We start from the raw sequence: 16,997 nt of genomic DNA, 5'->3' as shown, positions 1-16,997 counted from the left end.
AATCAGTCCTGAAGGTCGGGCGGTGGTGCGCTGGGTGGCTTGGCGGTCAGCGAAGTGATCTTGATCAGCAGCGCCAGGTGGCCGCCGTCCAGGTAGTTGAGCTGGTTGTTCTTGGTGCGCACGTCTTTCTGGCTCAAGTGTTCGCTGGCAATCACGCTGCCGTTGCCGTCGAACTGGTTGATCCAGAAATCCGCGTCGATATCGGTAAAGCGCCCCAGTTGCAGGCTCAACACGCCTTCGATAGGGAACTGGCCGAATTGCTCCTGGCCGTCGGTGATCGCCACCTTCACCGCTTGCTCGCCCAGGTTCTGTTCCCAGGCCTTGTGCGCGAGCACCGTGTAGTTGGCGTCGGCGCGCAGCTTGTCGACGATATTGCCCAAGCGCGGCGGGCTCATCCGCTCACCCAGGCGCGGCGCGCCCGCATCCCAGTTTTCCGGGGCGGCGCGGCTGTTGATCACAGGTTCCGCATTCTGGCGTACCAGGATCATTTCTACCTGATACAGGCTGTCGGCAAAGGCCGAAGGTGCGAGTACCACCAACAACAGGCTCAAAATGCGGAACACGCGCATGGGGGCGTCCTTAAACGGATTTCGGAATGAGGCGTTCAAACAGCGCCTCCAAGGTGTTGAAGCGTTCTTCGGCACGTTCCATCGGCACCATGAACTTGAACAGCGTAGCCCCTTCGAACTTGTAGCGGTTGGGCTGGCCCTGGATCAGCTTGATCAGCACCAACGGGTCGACCGGCGTCTGCGCTTCGAATTCGATACGCCCGCCTTGCGGCCCGGCGTCCACTTTCTTGATGCCCAACTGCTCGGCCTGCAACTTGAGCAGAGTCAGGCGCACCAGGTTCTTGGTCGGCTCCGGCAGCAGGCCGAAGCGGTCGATCATCTCTACCTGCAAGTCCTTGAGGCCTTCTTCATCGGCCGCCGAGGCAATGCGCTTGTACAGGATCAACCGTGCATGCACATCCGGCAGGTAGTCTTCGGGAATCAACGCTGGCAAGCGCAGGTTGATCTCCGGGCCGCCGCCCAAGGGTTGGTCGAGGTTCGGTTGCTCGCCTTTGCGGATGGCTTTCACCGCGCGCTCGAGCATCTCCATATACAGCGTGAAACCCACCGCCTGGATCTGCCCGCTCTGGCCGTCGCCGAGCAACTCGCCGGCACCCCGGATTTCCAGGTCATTGGTGGCCAATACAAAGCCGGCGCCGAGGTCCTGGGTATTGGCGATCGCTTCCAGGCGTTTTTCCGCATCGGAAGTGATCTGCTGGCGCGGTGGCGTCAGCAGGTAGGCATAGGCCTGGTGGTGACTGCGCCCGACGCGGCCGCGCAATTGGTGCAACTGCGCCAGGCCGAACTTGTCGGCGCGCTCGATGATGATGGTGTTGGCGCTCGGCACGTCGATGCCGGTCTCGATGATGGTCGAGGCGATCAGCACGTTGAAGCGCTTGTGGTAGAAGTCGCTCATCACCTGTTCGAGCTCGCGCTCGCGCATCTGCCCGTGGCCGATGGCGATGCGGGCCTCCGGCACCAGTTCGGCGAGGTCGGCGGCGCATTTCTCGATGGTTTTCACATCGTTGTGCAGGTAGTACACCTGGCCGCCGCGCAGCAGTTCGCGCAGCAGGGCTTCCTTGACCGTGCTCTTGTTCTGCTCCATCACGAAGGTGCGCACCGACAAACGACGCGCCGGTGGCGTGGCGATGATCGACAGGTCGCGCATGCCCGACACTGCCATGTTCAGCGTGCGCGGAATCGGCGTGGCGGTGAGGGTGAGGATGTCGACTTCGCTGCGCAGGGCCTTGAGCTGTTCTTTCTGGCGCACGCCAAAGCGGTGCTCTTCGTCGATGATCACCAGGCCCAGGTTCTTGATCTTCACATCGTCCGACAGCAACTTGTGGGTGCCGATCACGATGTCGATCTTGCCTTCGGCCAGATCGGCGACGGCGGCATTCACTTCCTTGGCGGACTTGAAGCGGCTCATCACCTCCACGGTCACCGGCCAGTCGGCAAAGCGGTCGCGGAAACTGTTGTAGTGCTGCTGAGCGAGCAGGGTGGTGGGCACCAGGATCGCCACTTGGCGACCGCCGTGTACCGCAATAAAGGCTGCACGCATGGCCACTTCGGTCTTGCCAAAGCCCACGTCGCCACACACCAGGCGGTCCATCGGCTTGGGCGCGAGCATGTCGGCGCGCACGGCTTCGATGGTGGTTTGCTGGTCGGGGGTTTCTTCGAAGGCAAAACCGGCGCTGAAAGTGGCGTAGTCGGCTTTCGGGTCGGCGAACGCGTAACCTTCGCGGGCGGCGCGGCGCGCATAGATGTCGAGCAGTTCGGCGGCCACGTCGCGTACCTGTTCGGCGGCCTTGCGCTTGGCTTTCTGCCAGGTCTCGGAGCCCAGGCGGTGCAACGGCGCCAAGGCGTCGTCGCTGCCGGTGTAGCGGGCGATCAGGTGCAGGTTGGCCACCGGCACGTAGAGCTTGGCGCCCTCGGCGTATTCCATGGTGAGGAATTCGGCGGCCTGGTTGTCGATCTCCAGAGTCTGCAGGCCCAGGTAGCGGCCCACGCCGTGGTCGATGTGCACCACCGGCGCGCCTTCGCGCAGCTCGGTGAGGTTCTTGATCACCGCGTCGTTGTTGGCGTCGGCGCGTTTTTCCCGGCGTCGGCGCTGCATCACGCGTTGGCCGAACAGCGGGCTTTCGGCGATCAAGGCCAGCGCCGGGTCATCCAGCCGCAGCCCTTCGTCCAGCGGCGCGATGGTGATCGCCAGGCGCTCTTTGCTGGCGACAAAATCCGGCCAGCTGTCGACGGTTTTCGGCCGCAGCTTCAGGCGTTCCAGCAGCTCCAGCAGCACTTCGCGGCGCCCGGCGGATTCGGCGGTGAACAGCACGCGGCCGGGGAAGTCACCGAGGAAGTTCGACAACGCCTCCAGCGGTTGCGTGGCTTTGGCCTGGATCGCCAAGTCGGGCAGCGCGCTCGCCGGGAAACGCTCGCGGCCACTGCCAGCGTCCACGTCCTGCTGGCTGGCGACCACTCGCGGCCAGTTTTTCAGGCGCGCGAAGCAGTCTTCCACCGGCAGGAACAGCTCAGCGGGCGGCAATAAAGGCCGGGACGGATCCACGCGGCGCTCTTCATAGCGGTTGCGCACGTCGTTCCAGAAGTTTTCCGCGGCCTGTTCGATACCCGGCAGCGAGAACACCTGGGTGTCCTGGGGCAGGTAGTCGAAGAGGGTGGAGGTTTCGTCGAAGAACAGCGGCAGGTAGTACTCGATGCCCGCGGGCGTGATGCCGCTGCTCAAGTCTTGGAAGATCGGGCAGCGACGGAAGTCCACGTCGAAGCGTTCGCGAAAGCGCGCCTTGAAGCGCGTGACCGCGTCTTTTTGCAGCGGGAATTCCCGCGCCGGCAGCAGCTTGATCGAATCGACCTTGTCGATGGAGCGCTGGTTCTCCGGATCGAAGGTGCGCAGCGTCTCGATCTCGTCATCGAACAGGTCGATGCGGTACGGCAACTTGCTGCCCATCGGGAACAGGTCGATCAAGGCGCCGCGCACCGCGAACTCACCGTGTTCGTACACCGTGTCGACGCAGCGGTAGCCGCTGGCTTCCAGGCGCGTGCGCATCTGCTCCACATCGAGCTTCTGGCCGACGTCCAGCACCAGGCTGCTGCCGAGCAGGAACTTGGTCGGTGCCAGGCGGTGCAGGGCGGTGGTGATCGGCACCACCAGCACGCCGTGGGCCAGTTCCGGCAAGCGGTACAGGCTGGCGATACGCTGGGAGATGATGTCCTGGTGCGGCGAGAACAGATCGTAAGGCAGGGTTTCCCAGTCGGGAAAATGCAGCACCGGCAAATCCGGGGCGAAGAAGCTCAGCTCCTGCTCCAACCGTTCGGCACTTTGGCTGTCGGCGGTGAGCAGCAGGGTAAAGCGCTTGGCTGCGCTGGCAGCCTCGGCAATGGCCAGGCTCAGGGCGGCACCGGGCAGGTTGCCCCAGTGCTGTTTACCTGCCGCGGCAGGGAGTAGCGGTAGACGCAGAACGGGCACGGAAGGTTGAGCTCCAAGCGTTGCGACAAAGTCGGTAATTGTAACGGCCCCAGGTGCCGCCTGTCAGTTGCTGACTGTGCCTATTACGGTTTGTAGGAAATGTAGTGGCTAAGACAAACAATGGCGGGTTTTGACTCAATATGTAGTGCCAAAATGCGCGAATGTTTAGGAGGGTTACGGACAAGTCGGCCTGCTCGCCAAACTAGTGGCCTTCTGGAACCCGCGTGTTTCCTGGGCTGTAGCGCGATGGTATTTTTTTGCAAGGGCTTTTTGTTGCCCTTCGCGCATTGCTCAACGCTCAGTCGGGCGACATAATGTAGCCCCTTTTTTCTGCCCCTACATGTGGAAGGTTCCCGTGACTCAGAAGCCCGACCAGTGTCTTGGTGAATGGATCGACCGTGAAGCACTCGCTGAAGCGATGATTCCGCTTATCGGTCAGCTGTACCGCAATAACAATGTGGTGAGCTCGATCTATGGCCGCAGCCTGATCAACCAGTCTGTCATCGCGATTCTCAAAGCCCACCGCTTTGCGCGCCATCGCTCCGCCGACGACAGCGAACTCTCCGTCCACGAAACATTCCCACTGCTCAAAGCCATGAGCGAGCTCAAGCTCGGCGCGGCTTCGGTAGACCTGGGCAAGTTGGCGTACAAATTCCGCAAAGAAGGCGCTGGCCGCACCGCCGAGCAGTTCGTGCGTGAAGAAATGGCCGATGTGGTTGGCCAGCAAAACGCTGCCGCCCGTAAAGGCACCGACGTGGTGCTGTACGGCTTTGGCCGTATCGGCCGCCTGCTGGCGCGCATCCTGATCGAAAAAACCGGTGGTGGCGACGGCCTGCGCCTGCGTGCCATCGTGGTGCGCAAAGGCGCCGAGAACGACCTCACCAAGCGCGCCAGCCTGCTGCGTCGCGATTCGGTACACGGCTCGTTCAATGGCACCATCACCATTGACGAAGAAAACAACACCATCACCGCCAACGGTAACCTGATCCAGGTGATCTACGCGAAGAACCCGACTGAGGTGGATTACACCCAGTACGGCATCCAGAACGCCCTGCTGGTGGACAACACCGGCGTATGGCGCGATGCCGAGGGCCTGGGCCAGCACCTGGCGTGCCCGGGTGTCGACCGCGTTGTACTGACCGCGCCTGGCAAGGGCAAGCTCAAGAACATCGTGCACGGCATCAACCACGCTGAAATCACCGCTGACGACAAGATCGTGTCCGCCGCTTCCTGCACCACCAACGCCATCGTGCCGGTGCTCAAAGCTGTGAACGACAAGTTCGGCATCGTCAACGGTCACGTTGAAACGGTTCACTCGTACACCAACGACCAGAACCTGATCGACAACTTCCACAAAGGCGATCGCCGTGGCCGTAGCGCCGCGTTGAACATGGTAATCACCGAGACCGGTGCTGCTACCGCTGCTGCCAAGGCCCTGCCTGAGCTGGCTGGCAAGCTGACCGGTAACGCGATCCGCGTACCGACGCCGAACGTGTCGATGGCCATTCTCAACCTCAACCTTGAGAAAGCCGCCACCCGTGAAGAGATGAACGAGTACCTGCGCTACATGGCGCTGCACTCCGACCTGCACAAGCAGATCGACTTCGTCAATTCCCAGGAAGTGGTCTCCACCGACTTCGTGGGCTCGCGCCACGCCGGTGTGGTGGACGCCGAAGCGACCATCACCCAGGACAACCGGGTTGTGCTGTACGTGTGGTACGACAACGAGTTCGGCTACAGCTGCCAGGTGGTTCGCGTGATGGAAGACATGGCTGGGGTCAACCCGCCTGCGTTTCCGCGCTAAGCCTTTGCGCTGAATGAAGAAGCCCCGACTGGTTCGGGGCTTTTTTTATGGCTGTGGGTTTTGTGGTGTCTGGGAGGGCCTTATCGCAGGCAAGCCCGCTCCCACAGTTGAAATGCATTTACATGTGGGAGCGGGCTTGCCCGCGATGACGATGGAACCGTCAACGCCGCCATCACTTGAGTAGCGTGTTGCGCAAACTGTCGGACAGCCCTTTGGGCCCCAGCCAGATACCCAGGTAGGCCTTCGCTAATTCAGCGTCCGGACTGCTGAACACCACCTGGCCATTAATCTCCAGATTCAACCCGCGCCCCGGACGAAAATCCAGGGCATAGCGATCGCCGCTGCGAATATCCCGAAAGCGCGCGTGCAGCTTGGCTAACTCCGGGTTCAACCCGGCATTGGCCTGCTGGCGTTCCAGGGTGACGGTGGCCGCCTTGATCACATCATTGCGGTCGATGTCGCGAAAGTAATACAGCGCCAGGCGCACCGCCCTCTGCTGGTCCCAGGCCTGCTTTGCCGGCAGTTCAGTCGGGGCATACAGCGCCGCCGCATACACATCCGCCCACAGATAGTTGAACACCGCCTGGTTTTTCAGGGCCAGCCCCTCGACCTGTGCGGGGAAGCTTGCCTGCTTGAGCCGCTGCGCATCGTTGGCGTGCGCCGTGAGCGACACCATCAGCATCAAACAGAAAAATAGTTGTCGCATAACGGCTCATCCTGAATTCGGCGCTGGTTTGCGTCCTGTAGTATGGCAACACTGGCCTACGACGCGACCAAGGGTTAATGTTCGCGGCGCTCGGGCTTCTATAGACTGTGCCCCGGTTCACACACTTGAGCCAAATTGTCCTTCATGCTCGCTGGCCGCGGCATGATTTAGCCCGGCGTCCAACCGTACGCCTGGCCTGTTCTGAGGAGTACGCATGGCTGTCTACAACTACGACGTGGTGGTACTGGGTTCCGGCCCAGCTGGAGAAGGTGCGGCGATGAACGCTGCCAAAGCAGGGCGCAAGGTGGCGATGGTCGATAGCCGTCGCCAGGTCGGCGGTAACTGCACCCACCTGGGTACCATCCCGTCCAAGGCGTTGCGTCACTCGGTACGGCAGATCATGCAGTTCAATACCAACCCGATGTTCCGGGCCATTGGTGAGCCGCGCTGGTTCTCGTTCCCAGACGTATTGAAAAGCGCTGAAAAAGTCATCTCCAAGCAAGTCGCCTCGCGTACCGGCTACTACGCCCGTAACCGCGTCGACCTGTTCTTTGGCACCGGCAGTTTCGCCGACGAGCAAACCGTCGAAGTGGTCTGCGCCAATGGCGTGGTCGAGAAGCTGGTGGCCAAGCACATCATCATCGCCACCGGGTCGCGCCCGTATCGCCCGGCGGACATCGATTTTCACCACCCGCGTATCTACGATAGCGACACCATCCTGAGCCTGGGCCACACCCCGCGCAAACTGATCATCTACGGCGCCGGCGTGATCGGCTGTGAATATGCCTCGATCTTCAGTGGCCTGGGTGTACTGGTAGAGCTGGTGGACAATCGTGACCAGTTGCTCAGCTTCCTCGACTCGGAAATCTCCCAGGCGTTGAGCTACCACTTCAGCAACAACAACATCACCGTGCGCCATAACGAAGAGTACGAGCGGGTCGAAGGCCTGGACAACGGGGTGATCCTGCACCTCAAGTCCGGCAAGAAGATCAAGGCCGACGCCTTGCTGTGGTGCAATGGCCGTACCGGCAACACCGACAAGCTGGGCATGGAAAACATCGGGGTCAAGGTCAACAGCCGTGGCCAGATCGAAGTGGATGAGAACTACCGCACCTGTGTGCCGAACATCTACGGCGCCGGTGACGTGATCGGCTGGCCGAGCCTGGCCAGTGCCGCCCATGACCAGGGCCGCTCGGCTGCTGGCAGCATTGTCGATAATGGCAGCTGGCGCTACGTGAACGACGTGCCGACCGGGATCTATACGATTCCCGAGATCAGCTCCATCGGCAAGAACGAGCACGAACTGACCAAGGCCAAGGTGCCTTACGAAGTGGGTAAGGCGTTCTTCAAGAGCATGGCGCGTGCGCAGATTGCCGGTGAGCCGCAAGGCATGCTGAAAATCCTGTTCCACCGCGAAACCCTGGAAGTGCTCGGCGTGCATTGCTTCGGCTACCAGGCCTCGGAGATCGTGCACATCGGCCAGGCGATCATGAACCAGCCGGGTGAGCAAAATACCCTCAAGTATTTCGTCAACACCACCTTCAACTACCCGACCATGGCCGAAGCCTATCGGGTAGCGGCCTACGACGGCCTCAACCGGCTTTTTTGAGCGGCTCCGGCCGGTGGCCTGAGCCGGCCGGGGAGACCGATTTCAGTAATTCTCGAGGGTGGCAGTGGCCAAACCGGGAAAGTCTGTAATCAGGCTATCTACGCCGAAGTCGGCGAGCCTGCGCATCAGCGCAGGTTCGTTGACTGTCCACACGGACACATGCAAGCCCTGGCGCTGGGCTTTTTCCAGCCGCTCGGGGGTGCACAGCGTCCAGTTCAATGCCAAATACTCACAGCCATAGTTCTGCGCGACCTTCAGCGGGTCGAGCCAGGCGTATTCGGCGACCAGGCCGCGTGACAGGTCTGGGGTGAGTTCCACGGCGGCCTTGAGCACTTCCCGCGAGCTTGACGTGACCGTGACCTTGTCCATCAAGCCAAAGCGCACGGCCATTTCGCGAATCGCCAGCACGGTGGTCGCGGCACGGGTACGCGAGGCGCTTTTGACTTCCAGTTGCCAGTGATCGAAGTCGCACTGTTCGAACAACGCCTCCAGGCGTGGGATCGGGCAGGGGCTTACCCAGCCTGGGCCGCCTTTGCGCGCGTCCATTTTCACCAGGTCAGCCGCCGAATACTCGACGACTTTGCCGCGCCGGTCGGTGGTGCGCTTGAGGGTCGGGTCGTGGATGACCATCAACTCGCCGTCCATGGACAGGTGCAAGTCCAGCTCGCAGCGGCGTACGCCGTGCTTGAGGCACTCCTGAAAGCTGGTCAGGGTGTTTTCCGGTGCTTCGCCTTTGGCACCGCGGTGGCCGTAAATCAGGGTCACAGTTGCTCCTTTGCGCCAGGATGGCTGGCGTCGTGAATACGCATTCAGAGGTCTTCGCTTTGTTCTCGCGCCAGGCGGCGTTCCTGGGCCTGTTTCTGCAGGATATAGCGCGCCAGCAGTTGGCGTTGGGCATCGGTCATGGACTCGAATTCCGTGCCCACATCAAAGCCGTCGCCCTTGGGGTCGCAATGGGTCACCCGCGCGCGCAGCAACAGGCCGAGCGCCTGGGGCATCAGCACCAGCTTGACCGCCAGGTGAGTGTCGGCGGCCAGCGGCGTGGGGTGCTGGAAGTCGATGCCGCCCTCGGAGAGGATCACCGGTTGCGGCGCGCCCACCTCGTTCAGCAAACCGCGGGCCATGACCTGGCTGAGCAGGTCCAGGCGTTTGTTCTGCACTTTGAGGAACGCCGCGAGGCTGCGGTCTTTCTCGTTGATCTGGCGCAACAGGTGCTGGGCTTCGAATTCGCTCAGGTGCAGTTCGCTGAGCAGATTGAACAGCGGCGAATCATCCAGCAACACTTCCTTGCTCGCCGCGTCGGGGCCAGACAGGGGTTTGATTTGAAGTGCGATCATGTCATCGATACGGTAGTATTCGCGGCGCTCTTCTTCATCTAATGTCGACATGGCGAACCCCAGGTAACGGTAATGGTCTGAGTGTAAAGCTGCTGACCAGACCCCGCCACCGGGACGTCTTCTTTTCCTCCGAACAAGCCCCGACATGTTCAGACCTCTCTTCGTATTTATCGGCACGCGTTATACCCGTGCAAAGCGTCGCAATCATTTTGTGTCGTTCATTTCCTTGACCTCGATGATCGGTCTCGCCCTGGGCGTGGTCGTGATGATCGTGGTGCTGTCGGTGATGAATGGCTTCGATCATGAGATGCGCACCCGCGTGCTGGGCATGGTGCCCCACGCGACCATTGAAGGCGATGCGCCGATCAATGACTGGCAAAGCCTGGCCGCCAAGGTCCAGCAGAACCCCAAGGTGGTGGCGGTAGCGCCGTTTACCCAGATGCAGGGGTTGCTGACCAATGACGGCAAAGTGCAGAAGATCCTGCTCAATGGCATCGACCCGGCCCAGGAACACAACGTCTCGATCATCGATAAGTTCATGCTGCAAGGTAAGCTCGACGCGTTGGCGCCGGGCAGCTTCGGCATCGTCATCGGTGACAAGGCCGCGGCCAAGCTGGGCGTGGGGGTTGGCGACAAGCTGACCTTCGTCGCCCCGGAAGTCACCGTGACCCCGGCCGGCATGTTCCCGCGCATGAAGCGCTTTACCGTGGTGGGCACCTTTCACGTCGGCGCTGGCGAGATCGACGGCTACATCGGCCTGACCAACCTCACCGACCTGGCCCGCCTGCATCGCTGGCAGCCCGACCAGGTGCAGGGCCTGCGCCTGAAATTCAACGACCTGTTCGACGCCCCGCGCGGCGCCTGGGAAATTGCCCAGCACCTGGGGGAGACCGAGTATTACGCCCGCGACTGGACCCGCACCCACGGCAACCTGTACCAGGCCATCCGCATGGAAAAAGCCATGATCGGTCTGTTGTTGCTGCTGATCGTCGCCGTGGCGGCCTTCAACATCATCTCCACTCTGGTGATGGTGGTGAACGACAAGAAGGGCGACATCGCCATCCTGCGTACTTTGGGCGCCACGCCGGGGCAGATCATGGCGATCTTCATGGTGCAGGGCACCGTGATCGGCGTGGTCGGCACCTTGATCGGCACGGCGGTGGGCATCCTGGCAGCGCTGAACGTCAGCGCCGCCATTGCCCTGCTTGAAAAAGTGATTGGCCATAAGTTTCTCAACGCCGACGTCTACTTCATCGATTACTTGCCGTCCCAGGTGCAAACCCAGGACGTGCTGATGGTGGGCGGCGCCGCGTTGGTCCTGAGCTTCCTTGCCACCCTGTATCCAGCCTGGCGCGCGGCACGTACCCAGCCAGCACAGGCATTACGTTATGAGTGAATCGGGCATGAGTGAAAAAGCAATCCTGAGCTGCCGCAACCTGGGCAAATCCTACGAGGAGGGCCCGGAGTCGGTAGTGGTGCTGTCCAACCTGCAGCTTGAACTGCACCCTGGCGAGCGCGTGGCAATCGTCGGCAGTTCCGGTTCCGGCAAAAGTACCTTGCTCAACCTGTTGGGCGGCCTCGATACGCCGTCCCAGGGCAGCGTATGGCTGGCCGGCGAAGAACTGTCGGCCTTGAATGAAAAGGCCCGTGGCCAACTGCGCAATCGCTCGTTGGGCTTTGTGTACCAGTTCCATCACTTGCTGCCGGAATTCACCGCCCTGGAAAACGTGTGCATGCCGCTGTTGATCGGCAAAACCGCAATTCCCGAAGCGCGCCAGCGTGCCACGGCCTTGCTTGAGCGTGTCGGCCTGGGCCATCGCCTGGAGCACAAGCCAGCAGAGTTGTCCGGTGGTGAGCGCCAGCGCGTGGCGATTGCCCGTGCCCTGGTGAACAACCCCGGCCTGGTGATGCTCGATGAGCCGACCGGTAACCTCGACTCCCACACCGCCCAGGGCATCAAGGACTTGATGCTGGAGTTGAGCACCCAGATGCGCACCGCGTTCCTGGTGGTGACCCATGACATGAGCATGGCCCGGCAGATGGACCGCGTACTGCATTTGCAGGAAGGTCATCTGGTCGCTATCTGACCTGTTGCAAGCCCGGTTTTTTGAGGCCGGGCTTTTTCATTTTTCCAACGGTGCCCGCGAATGTTCAGACCGTTATCGATTTTTATCGGCACGCGCTATACCCGCGCCAAGCGCCGCAACCGTTTTGTCTCGTTTATCTCGATGACCTCGATGATCGGCCTCGCCCTGGGCGTATTGGCGATGATCGTAGTGCTTTCGGTGATGAACGGCTTTCAGCGTGAAATGAGCTCGCGCATCCTCGGCATGGTGCCCCACGCCACTATCGTCGGCGTAAAGCCGATTGATGATTGGCAGCCGGTGGCCGCCGCTGCGATGAAGAATCCGCAAGTCACCGCCGCCGTGCCCTTCACCCAAATGGACGGCATGTTTTCCTATAAGGGCGCGATGCAGCCGATCGAGATCAGCGGCGTCGACCCGGCCCAGGAAGGCAAGGTGTCGATCGTGGCCCAGCACATCGTGCGCGGCAAACTCGACGACCTCAAACCTGGCGAATTCGGCGTGGTGGTCGGTGATATCACTGCACGCCGCTTTCGCCTGAGCGTGGGCGACAAGCTGACCCTGATCGTGCCGGAACTCAGCAGCGCGCCGGGCGGCATCACCCCCCGCATGCAGCGCCTGAACGTGGTGGGTATCTTCAAGGTCGGCGCCGAACTGGATGGCTCCATGGCCCTGATCCACATGGCCGACGCCGCTGAAATCCAGCATTGGCAGCCCAACCAGGTGCAAAGCGTACGCCTGGCGGTGAAGGACCTGTATGCAGCGCCCAAAGTCTCGGCAGATATCGCCGCCAGCCTGGGCGCGGCTTACAAGCCGGATGACTGGACCCACACCCAGGGCAGTCTGTTCAGCGCGATGAAAATGGAAAAGACCATGATCGGCCTGCTGTTGCTGATGATCGTCGCCGTGGCTGCGTTCAACATCATCGCCACCTTGATCATGGTGGTGAACGACAAAGGCGCGGACATCGCGATCCTGCGCACCATCGGCGCCACGCCTCGGCAGATCATGGCGATCTTCATGGTGCAGGGCACCGTGATTGGCGTGGTCGGCACCCTGATCGGCGGCGTGCTGGGGGTGATTGCGGCGCTGAACGTGAGTGAACTGGTGGGCTGGCTGGAGCGGGTGAGCGGGCAGCATATCTTCAGTTCGGATGTGTACTTTGTCAGCAACCTGCCTTCGGAGCTGCAAGGTGGGGATGTGTTGCTGATTTGCTCGGCGGGGTTTGTGTTGAGCTTTTTGGCGACGATCTACCCGGCGTATCGGGCGGCGAAGATTGAGCCGGCGCATGCGCTGAGGTATTCGTAACCTGATCGTTCCCACGCTCTGCGTGGGAATGCCTCACCGGGCGCTCCGCGTCCGCTGTTAGGACGCAGAGCGTCCTGGACTGCATTCCCACGCGGAGCGTGGGAACGATCAGCAGTCGCCCTTAGGCAACTCAATCACAAACCGGGTCCAGCCCGCCTGCGACTCACAATAAATCCTGCCCCCATGGGCCCGCACAATCGACTGGGTAATCGCCAACCCCAACCCTGCATGTTCGCTGCTGCCTGCACGCCTGGACGGATCGGCTCGGTAGAAACGATCAAACAGCCGCGGCAATAACGACGCAGGAATGCCTTCCCCGCTGTTCTCCACCGTCAGTGTCACGCCAGTCTCGATCCGTACCCGCACTTCACCGCCCGGTGGGGTAAAGCGCAGCGCGTTATCCAGCAAGTTCGACAGGGCCCGGCGCAACATGCCGCGATCGCCCATCGTCTGGGCGGTGCCTTCGCGCACCAGCGTCACCTGCGCGTCCTCCGCCAGCAGGGCAAAAAACTCCAACAGTGCGTCGACCTCATCGCCCAAATCCAGGGCTTCACGGCTGGGCATCAGCAAGCCGTGGTCAGCTTTGGCCAGGTACAGCATGTCGTTGACCAGTTGCGCCATCCATTGCAGCTCTTCCAGGTTGCTGTGCAGCGCCTCGCGGTAATCCTCCAGCGGGCGTGGCTGGGTGAGGATGACTTGGGTTTGGGTCAGCAGGTTGGACAGCGGTGTGCGCAGTTCGTGGGCGATATCGGCAGAGAACGCAGATAGGCGCTGGAACGCGTCATCCAGGCGGGCCAGCATGGCGTTGACGGCCTGGGCCAGTTCCGCTAGTTCCACCGGCATTTGCTCCTGGGGTAAGCGTTGTGTGAGGGAGTGGGCGGAGACGCTGGCGGCCACTTCGCCCATGCGCCGCAGCGGTCGCAAGCCACTGCGCGCAGCCCAGGCGCCGAGCAGGGCGGTGGCCAGGGCCGAGAGGCTCACGGTCAGCCAGATCAAGCGTTGCATGCGCTGTAGAAAGTGCTGGTGGTGAGTGATGTCGAGGATCAGGGTCAGCTGTGGCGAATCCAGTTGGCTGGGCGTCAAGGGTGCGATGAACACGCGGTAGTCGGTGCCCGCCTGCTGCAGGCTATGCAGGCCGGGCGCCTGGGGCAAGCTAAGGTTGGGCGCGCCGTCCAGCCAGCGTTGACCCGCCCCGGTGATGCGCAAGGTGAGGTCGGGCTGGTGATCGAGTTCGGCACGCAGTTGAGGGGTGCGCTGGGCGAGGTCTTCCGGTGAGGCGACACCCTGCAAGGTGCTGCGCAGGGCCACCAGTTTGCTTTCGAGCTGTTGCTGGTCCAGCTCCATGAAATGCGCCTCGCTGGCCCGGTTGAACAATACTCCGGCGATCAACGAAACCACCGCCGTGCAGGCGGCAAACAGCAGCGCCAGGCGGCTGGTCAGGGACAGGCGCTTGATCACGTGAACCGCTCCTCCAGCACGTAACCCATGCCGCGCACGGTGTGGATCAGTTTGTTGGGGAAAAGGTCATCGACCTTCAGGCGCAGGCGGCGAATGGCGACTTCGATGATGTTGGTGTCGCTGTCGAAATTCATGTCCCACACCTGGGAGGCGATCAGGGTCTTGGGCAGCACTTCGCCCTGGCGACGCAGCAGCAGCTCCAGCAGCGCGAACTCCTTGGCGGTGAGGTCGATGCGCTGGCCGCTGCGCTCGACGCGGCGGCGGATCAAGTCCAGGCTCAGGTCGGCCAGTTGCAGCAGGGTGTCCTGCGGCGTGCTGCTGCCACGGCGCAACAAGGTGCGCACCCGCGCCAGCAGTTCGGAAAAGGCGAAGGGTTTGACCAGGTAATCGTCGGCGCCCAACTCCAGGCCGTGTACTCGGTCTTCGACGGCATCGCGGGCGGTGAGGAACAGCACCGGGATGTCCAGGCCGGCACTGCGCACCGCCTGCAGGATTTGCCAGCCGTCGCGGCCGGGCAGCATCACATCGAGGATCAGCAAATCATAGTCGCCCGTCAGCGCCAAGTGCTGGCCACTGGTACCGTCGGCCACCAATTCGGTGGTAAAGCCCGCCTCGGCCAGGCCCTGGCGCAGGTAATGACCGGTTTTGGGTTGGTCTTCGACGATCAGCAGTTTCATATCGGGCTCTTGGTCAAGGTGGGCGCCGGCCTTTATACCCTGGGCTCCGGGGTATGGGCACAAGCTGACAAAGTTGTAATCTAGCAGTCAGCTGGCTGGCAGCGAGGCCATCTTAAAGTGTTGCCCAAGCTGGATACCTATTGTGGAGAGTGAAAGATGGCGTTGCGTACACCCCTGTTATTGGCGGGCTGCCTGCTGGCGTTGAGTTTCAATGCGCTGGCGGATGCGGCCCATACCTACGCGTTCGGCCAGCCGGCCCCGGCAGATAAAGCCACGCGCACCGTTGAAGTCACGCTGCGGGACATCGCCTTTGAGCCCAAGTCCCTGGACGTCAAGGCCGGTGAAACCGTGCGCTTCGTGCTGGTCAACAAGGGCAAGTTGCTGCATGAGTTCAACCTGGGCGACGCGGCCATGCATGCCGCCCACCAGAAAGAGATGATGCAGATGCAGGCCAGCGGCATGCTGACCGCCACCGGCATGGGCAAGATGGACCACGGCGCCATGGGCCACGGCGATATGGGCGGCATGAAGCACGATGACCCCAACAGTGTATTGGTGGAGCCGGGCAAGAAGGCCGAACTGACCTGGACGTTCAAGCAGGCCACCGGCCTTGAGTTCGCCTGCAACCTGCCAGGGCATTACCAGGCAGGCATGGTCGGCAAACTGACCGTTGAGTGAGGCGTTTGTTAAGGGCGGGGGCAAAGGCTGGTAGACTGGCGCGGTTTATTTAGCCAGGTTTCCGCCATGCATCCCGCAGCCGAACATTCGCCGCTGGGCAAGTCCAGTGAATACATCAGCACCTACACGCCTTCGTTGCTGTTTCCGATTCCACGCGCCGCCAAGTGGGCCGAGCTGGGCCTGAGCGCCGAGACCCTGCCGTACAAGGGCGTGGATTTCTGGAACTGCTTCGAGCTGTCCTGGTTGTTGCCGTCGGGCAAGCCGGTGGTGGCCATCGGTGAATTCAGCATTCCCGCCGACTCGCCGAACATCATCGAGTCCAAGTCGTTCAAGCTGTACCTCAACTCGCTGAACCAGACCGCGTTTGCCGACACGCAAAGCCTTGAAGCCACCCTGCGCACCGACCTCAGCGCTGCGGCCGGCAAGCCCGTGAACGTGCGCATTCGCAGCCTGGCCGATATCGAAGCCGAAGGCGTGATGGCGCTGCCGGGCGTGTGCATTGACGACTTGGATATCAACGTCAGCAGCTACGAACACCCGCGCCCGGAACTGCTGCGTTGCGATGACTCGCGTGTAGTGGAGGAGAGCGTGCACAGCCACCTGCTCAAATCCAACTGCCCGGTGACCAGCCAGCCGGATTGGGGCAGTGTGGTGGTGGAATACCGTGGTGCTGCGCTGGATCACGCCAGCCTGCTGGAATATATCGTCAGCTTTCGCCAGCACTCGGACTTTCATGAGCAGTGTGTGGAGCGGATCTTCCTGGACTTGCAGCGCTTGCTCAAGCCGGAGAAGTTGACCGTGTATGCGCGGTATGTGCGCCGGGGTGGGTTGGATATCAATCCGTACCGCAGCACTGAGAACACCCAGTTCCTGAACGTGCGCCTGGCGCGTCAGTAAACCTTCATACAAAAAACTGTGGGAGCTGGCTTGCCTGCGATAGCGGTGTATCAGTCACTTGATGAATGACTGAAAGATCGCAATCGCAGGCAAGCCAGCTCCTACATTTGGTTTTGTGTTTGGCTTGGGCTTGGGTTAGATGCCGATATTGCCCAGGGTTAGCACGATATTGCGCAACGTCCCGGCAATGCCTGGATGGTCCAGTTCAAAACCTTCCACTGCCCGGTTCACATCGTCAGCGATGCTGGGTGTCTGGGTGGCCGGTTCCATTTCCAGTTGGACTTCGAACTTGGCGATCAACTCTTCCAATGCTTGACGCTTCTCGGCGGGCAACTCGGGATGATTCTCCAGTTGCTCACGCACAATATCGGCCTGCTGTTGTAACTTCTCGCGATCAGGCATGACGTTCT

The 16,997-nt window shown here is 61.5% G+C and carries 15 protein-coding genes; 7 read left to right on the top strand and 8 right to left on the bottom strand.

The genetic code is table 11. The features are described from left to right. Positions 1-2: 2 nt before the first annotated feature. Together PSH76_RS20000 and mfd are read right to left on the bottom strand one after the other, a co-directional pair. Entirely contained in the window at positions 3-569 is a 567-nt protein-coding gene (locus PSH76_RS20000; protein WP_014717515.1) for a CsiV family protein, read from the bottom strand. 10 nt (positions 570-579) lie between these two features. Continuing rightward, entirely contained in the window at positions 580-4,029 is a 3,450-nt protein-coding gene (gene mfd / locus PSH76_RS19995; protein WP_032892840.1) for a transcription-repair coupling factor, read from the bottom strand. A 340-nt stretch (positions 4,030-4,369) separates the two neighbouring features. On the opposite strand from mfd, the gene PSH76_RS19990 reads away from it, so the two are divergent. Continuing rightward, entirely contained in the window at positions 4,370-5,833 is a 1,464-nt protein-coding gene (locus tag PSH76_RS19990; RefSeq protein WP_032873405.1) for a glyceraldehyde-3-phosphate dehydrogenase, read from the top strand. A 172-nt stretch (positions 5,834-6,005) separates the two neighbouring features. Here the strand turns inward: PSH76_RS19990 and PSH76_RS19985 are convergent, their stop codons facing one another. Next, positions 6,006-6,539, bottom strand: a complete 534-nt coding sequence (locus PSH76_RS19985) for a chalcone isomerase family protein (RefSeq protein WP_098952400.1) — start codon at positions 6,537-6,539, stop codon at positions 6,006-6,008. Positions 6,540-6,753: 214 nt separating this feature from the next. Here PSH76_RS19985 and sthA point away from each other — a divergent pair, with 214 nt between their 5' ends. Continuing rightward, positions 6,754-8,148: a Si-specific NAD(P)(+) transhydrogenase gene (gene sthA / locus PSH76_RS19980; protein ID WP_003189670.1), complete on the top strand. Its 1,395-nt coding sequence runs from the start codon at positions 6,754-6,756 to the stop codon at positions 8,146-8,148. A gap of 42 nt (positions 8,149-8,190) precedes the next feature. On the opposite strand, the gene PSH76_RS19975 is transcribed toward sthA, so the two are convergent. Both PSH76_RS19975 and PSH76_RS19970 read right to left on the bottom strand, forming a co-directional pair. Continuing rightward, complete coding sequence (locus PSH76_RS19975) at positions 8,191-8,913, bottom strand: glycerophosphodiester phosphodiesterase family protein (protein WP_003189671.1); 723 nt, start codon at positions 8,911-8,913, stop codon at positions 8,191-8,193. 44 nt (positions 8,914-8,957) lie between these two features. After that, positions 8,958-9,536 (bottom strand): PilZ domain-containing protein, encoded by a 579-nt coding sequence (locus PSH76_RS19970; protein WP_003189673.1) that lies wholly within the window; start codon positions 9,534-9,536, stop codon positions 8,958-8,960. Between the two features lie 94 nt (positions 9,537-9,630). On the opposite strand from PSH76_RS19970, the gene PSH76_RS19965 reads away from it, so the two are divergent. The 3 genes from PSH76_RS19965 to PSH76_RS19955 are packed head-to-tail and all read left to right on the top strand — an operon-like array spanning position 9,631 to position 12,877. Then, entirely contained in the window at positions 9,631-10,881 is a 1,251-nt protein-coding gene (locus PSH76_RS19965; RefSeq protein WP_003189676.1) for a lipoprotein-releasing ABC transporter permease subunit, read from the top strand. 7 nt (positions 10,882-10,888) lie between these two features. Next, positions 10,889-11,572 (top strand): lipoprotein-releasing ABC transporter ATP-binding protein LolD, encoded by a 684-nt coding sequence (gene lolD, locus PSH76_RS19960; protein ID WP_019818240.1) that lies wholly within the window; start codon positions 10,889-10,891, stop codon positions 11,570-11,572. A gap of 60 nt (positions 11,573-11,632) precedes the next feature. Next, complete coding sequence (locus tag PSH76_RS19955; protein ID WP_032892838.1) at positions 11,633-12,877, top strand: lipoprotein-releasing ABC transporter permease subunit; 1,245 nt, start codon at positions 11,633-11,635, stop codon at positions 12,875-12,877. A 108-nt stretch (positions 12,878-12,985) separates the two neighbouring features. Here the strand turns inward: PSH76_RS19955 and PSH76_RS19950 are convergent, their stop codons facing one another. Then, positions 12,986-14,335, bottom strand: coding sequence for a heavy metal sensor histidine kinase (locus PSH76_RS19950; RefSeq protein ID WP_305492803.1), 1,350 nt, complete (start codon positions 14,333-14,335; stop codon positions 12,986-12,988). Further along, entirely contained in the window at positions 14,332-15,012 is a 681-nt protein-coding gene (locus PSH76_RS19945) for a heavy metal response regulator transcription factor (protein WP_278918449.1), read from the bottom strand. Before PSH76_RS19945 ends, PSH76_RS19950 begins: the two co-directional genes overlap by 4 nt. 156 nt (positions 15,013-15,168) lie before the next feature. Between PSH76_RS19945 and PSH76_RS19940 the strand changes: the two genes are divergently transcribed. Together PSH76_RS19940 and queF are read left to right on the top strand one after the other, a co-directional pair. After that, the gene (locus tag PSH76_RS19940) at positions 15,169-15,690 is read left to right on the top strand and encodes a plastocyanin/azurin family copper-binding protein (RefSeq protein ID WP_032892833.1); all 522 of its coding nucleotides are present in this window, start codon (positions 15,169-15,171) and stop codon (positions 15,688-15,690) included. Positions 15,691-15,756: 66 nt separating this feature from the next. Beyond that, the gene (gene queF, locus PSH76_RS19935; RefSeq protein WP_305492802.1) at positions 15,757-16,587 is read left to right on the top strand and encodes an NADPH-dependent 7-cyano-7-deazaguanine reductase QueF; all 831 of its coding nucleotides are present in this window, start codon (positions 15,757-15,759) and stop codon (positions 16,585-16,587) included. 135 nt (positions 16,588-16,722) lie between these two features. Here the strand turns inward: queF and PSH76_RS19930 are convergent, their stop codons facing one another. Then, positions 16,723-16,989 carry a DUF4404 family protein gene (locus PSH76_RS19930; protein ID WP_014717525.1) on the bottom strand — a complete coding sequence of 89 codons (267 nt, stop codon included), beginning with the start codon at positions 16,987-16,989 and terminating at the stop codon, positions 16,723-16,725. Positions 16,990-16,997: the final 8 nt, after the last annotated feature.

The organism is Pseudomonas sp. FP215, assembly GCF_030687795.1.
Classification (GTDB): Bacteria; Pseudomonadota; Gammaproteobacteria; order Pseudomonadales; family Pseudomonadaceae; genus Aquipseudomonas; species Aquipseudomonas salmasensis.
Note: the sequence above shows the minus strand (reverse complement) of the source record. Positions and strands in the feature narration are given on the sequence as shown.

Excerpts from the sequence above, each read along its gene's own strand:
- PSH76_RS20000 (WP_014717515.1), bottom strand. The coding sequence starts at position 569 with ATGCGCGTGTTCCGCATTTTGAGCCTGTTGTTGGTGGTACTCGCACCT.
- PSH76_RS19990 (WP_032873405.1), top strand. The coding sequence starts at position 4,370 with ATGTGGAAGGTTCCCGTGACTCAGAAGCCCGACCAGTGTCTTGGTGAA.
- PSH76_RS19985 (WP_098952400.1), bottom strand. The coding sequence starts at position 6,539 with ATGCGACAACTATTTTTCTGTTTGATGCTGATGGTGTCGCTCACGGCG.
- sthA (WP_003189670.1), top strand. The coding sequence starts at position 6,754 with ATGGCTGTCTACAACTACGACGTGGTGGTACTGGGTTCCGGCCCAGCT.
- PSH76_RS19970 (WP_003189673.1), bottom strand. The coding sequence starts at position 9,536 with ATGTCGACATTAGATGAAGAAGAGCGCCGCGAATACTACCGTATCGAT.
- PSH76_RS19965 (WP_003189676.1), top strand. The coding sequence starts at position 9,631 with ATGTTCAGACCTCTCTTCGTATTTATCGGCACGCGTTATACCCGTGCA.
- lolD (WP_019818240.1), top strand. The coding sequence starts at position 10,889 with ATGAGTGAAAAAGCAATCCTGAGCTGCCGCAACCTGGGCAAATCCTAC.
- PSH76_RS19955 (WP_032892838.1), top strand. The coding sequence starts at position 11,633 with ATGTTCAGACCGTTATCGATTTTTATCGGCACGCGCTATACCCGCGCC.
- PSH76_RS19945 (WP_278918449.1), bottom strand. The coding sequence starts at position 15,012 with ATGAAACTGCTGATCGTCGAAGACCAACCCAAAACCGGTCATTACCTG.
- PSH76_RS19940 (WP_032892833.1), top strand. The coding sequence starts at position 15,169 with ATGGCGTTGCGTACACCCCTGTTATTGGCGGGCTGCCTGCTGGCGTTG.
- queF (WP_305492802.1), top strand. The coding sequence starts at position 15,757 with ATGCATCCCGCAGCCGAACATTCGCCGCTGGGCAAGTCCAGTGAATAC.
- PSH76_RS19930 (WP_014717525.1), bottom strand. The coding sequence starts at position 16,989 with ATGCCTGATCGCGAGAAGTTACAACAGCAGGCCGATATTGTGCGTGAG.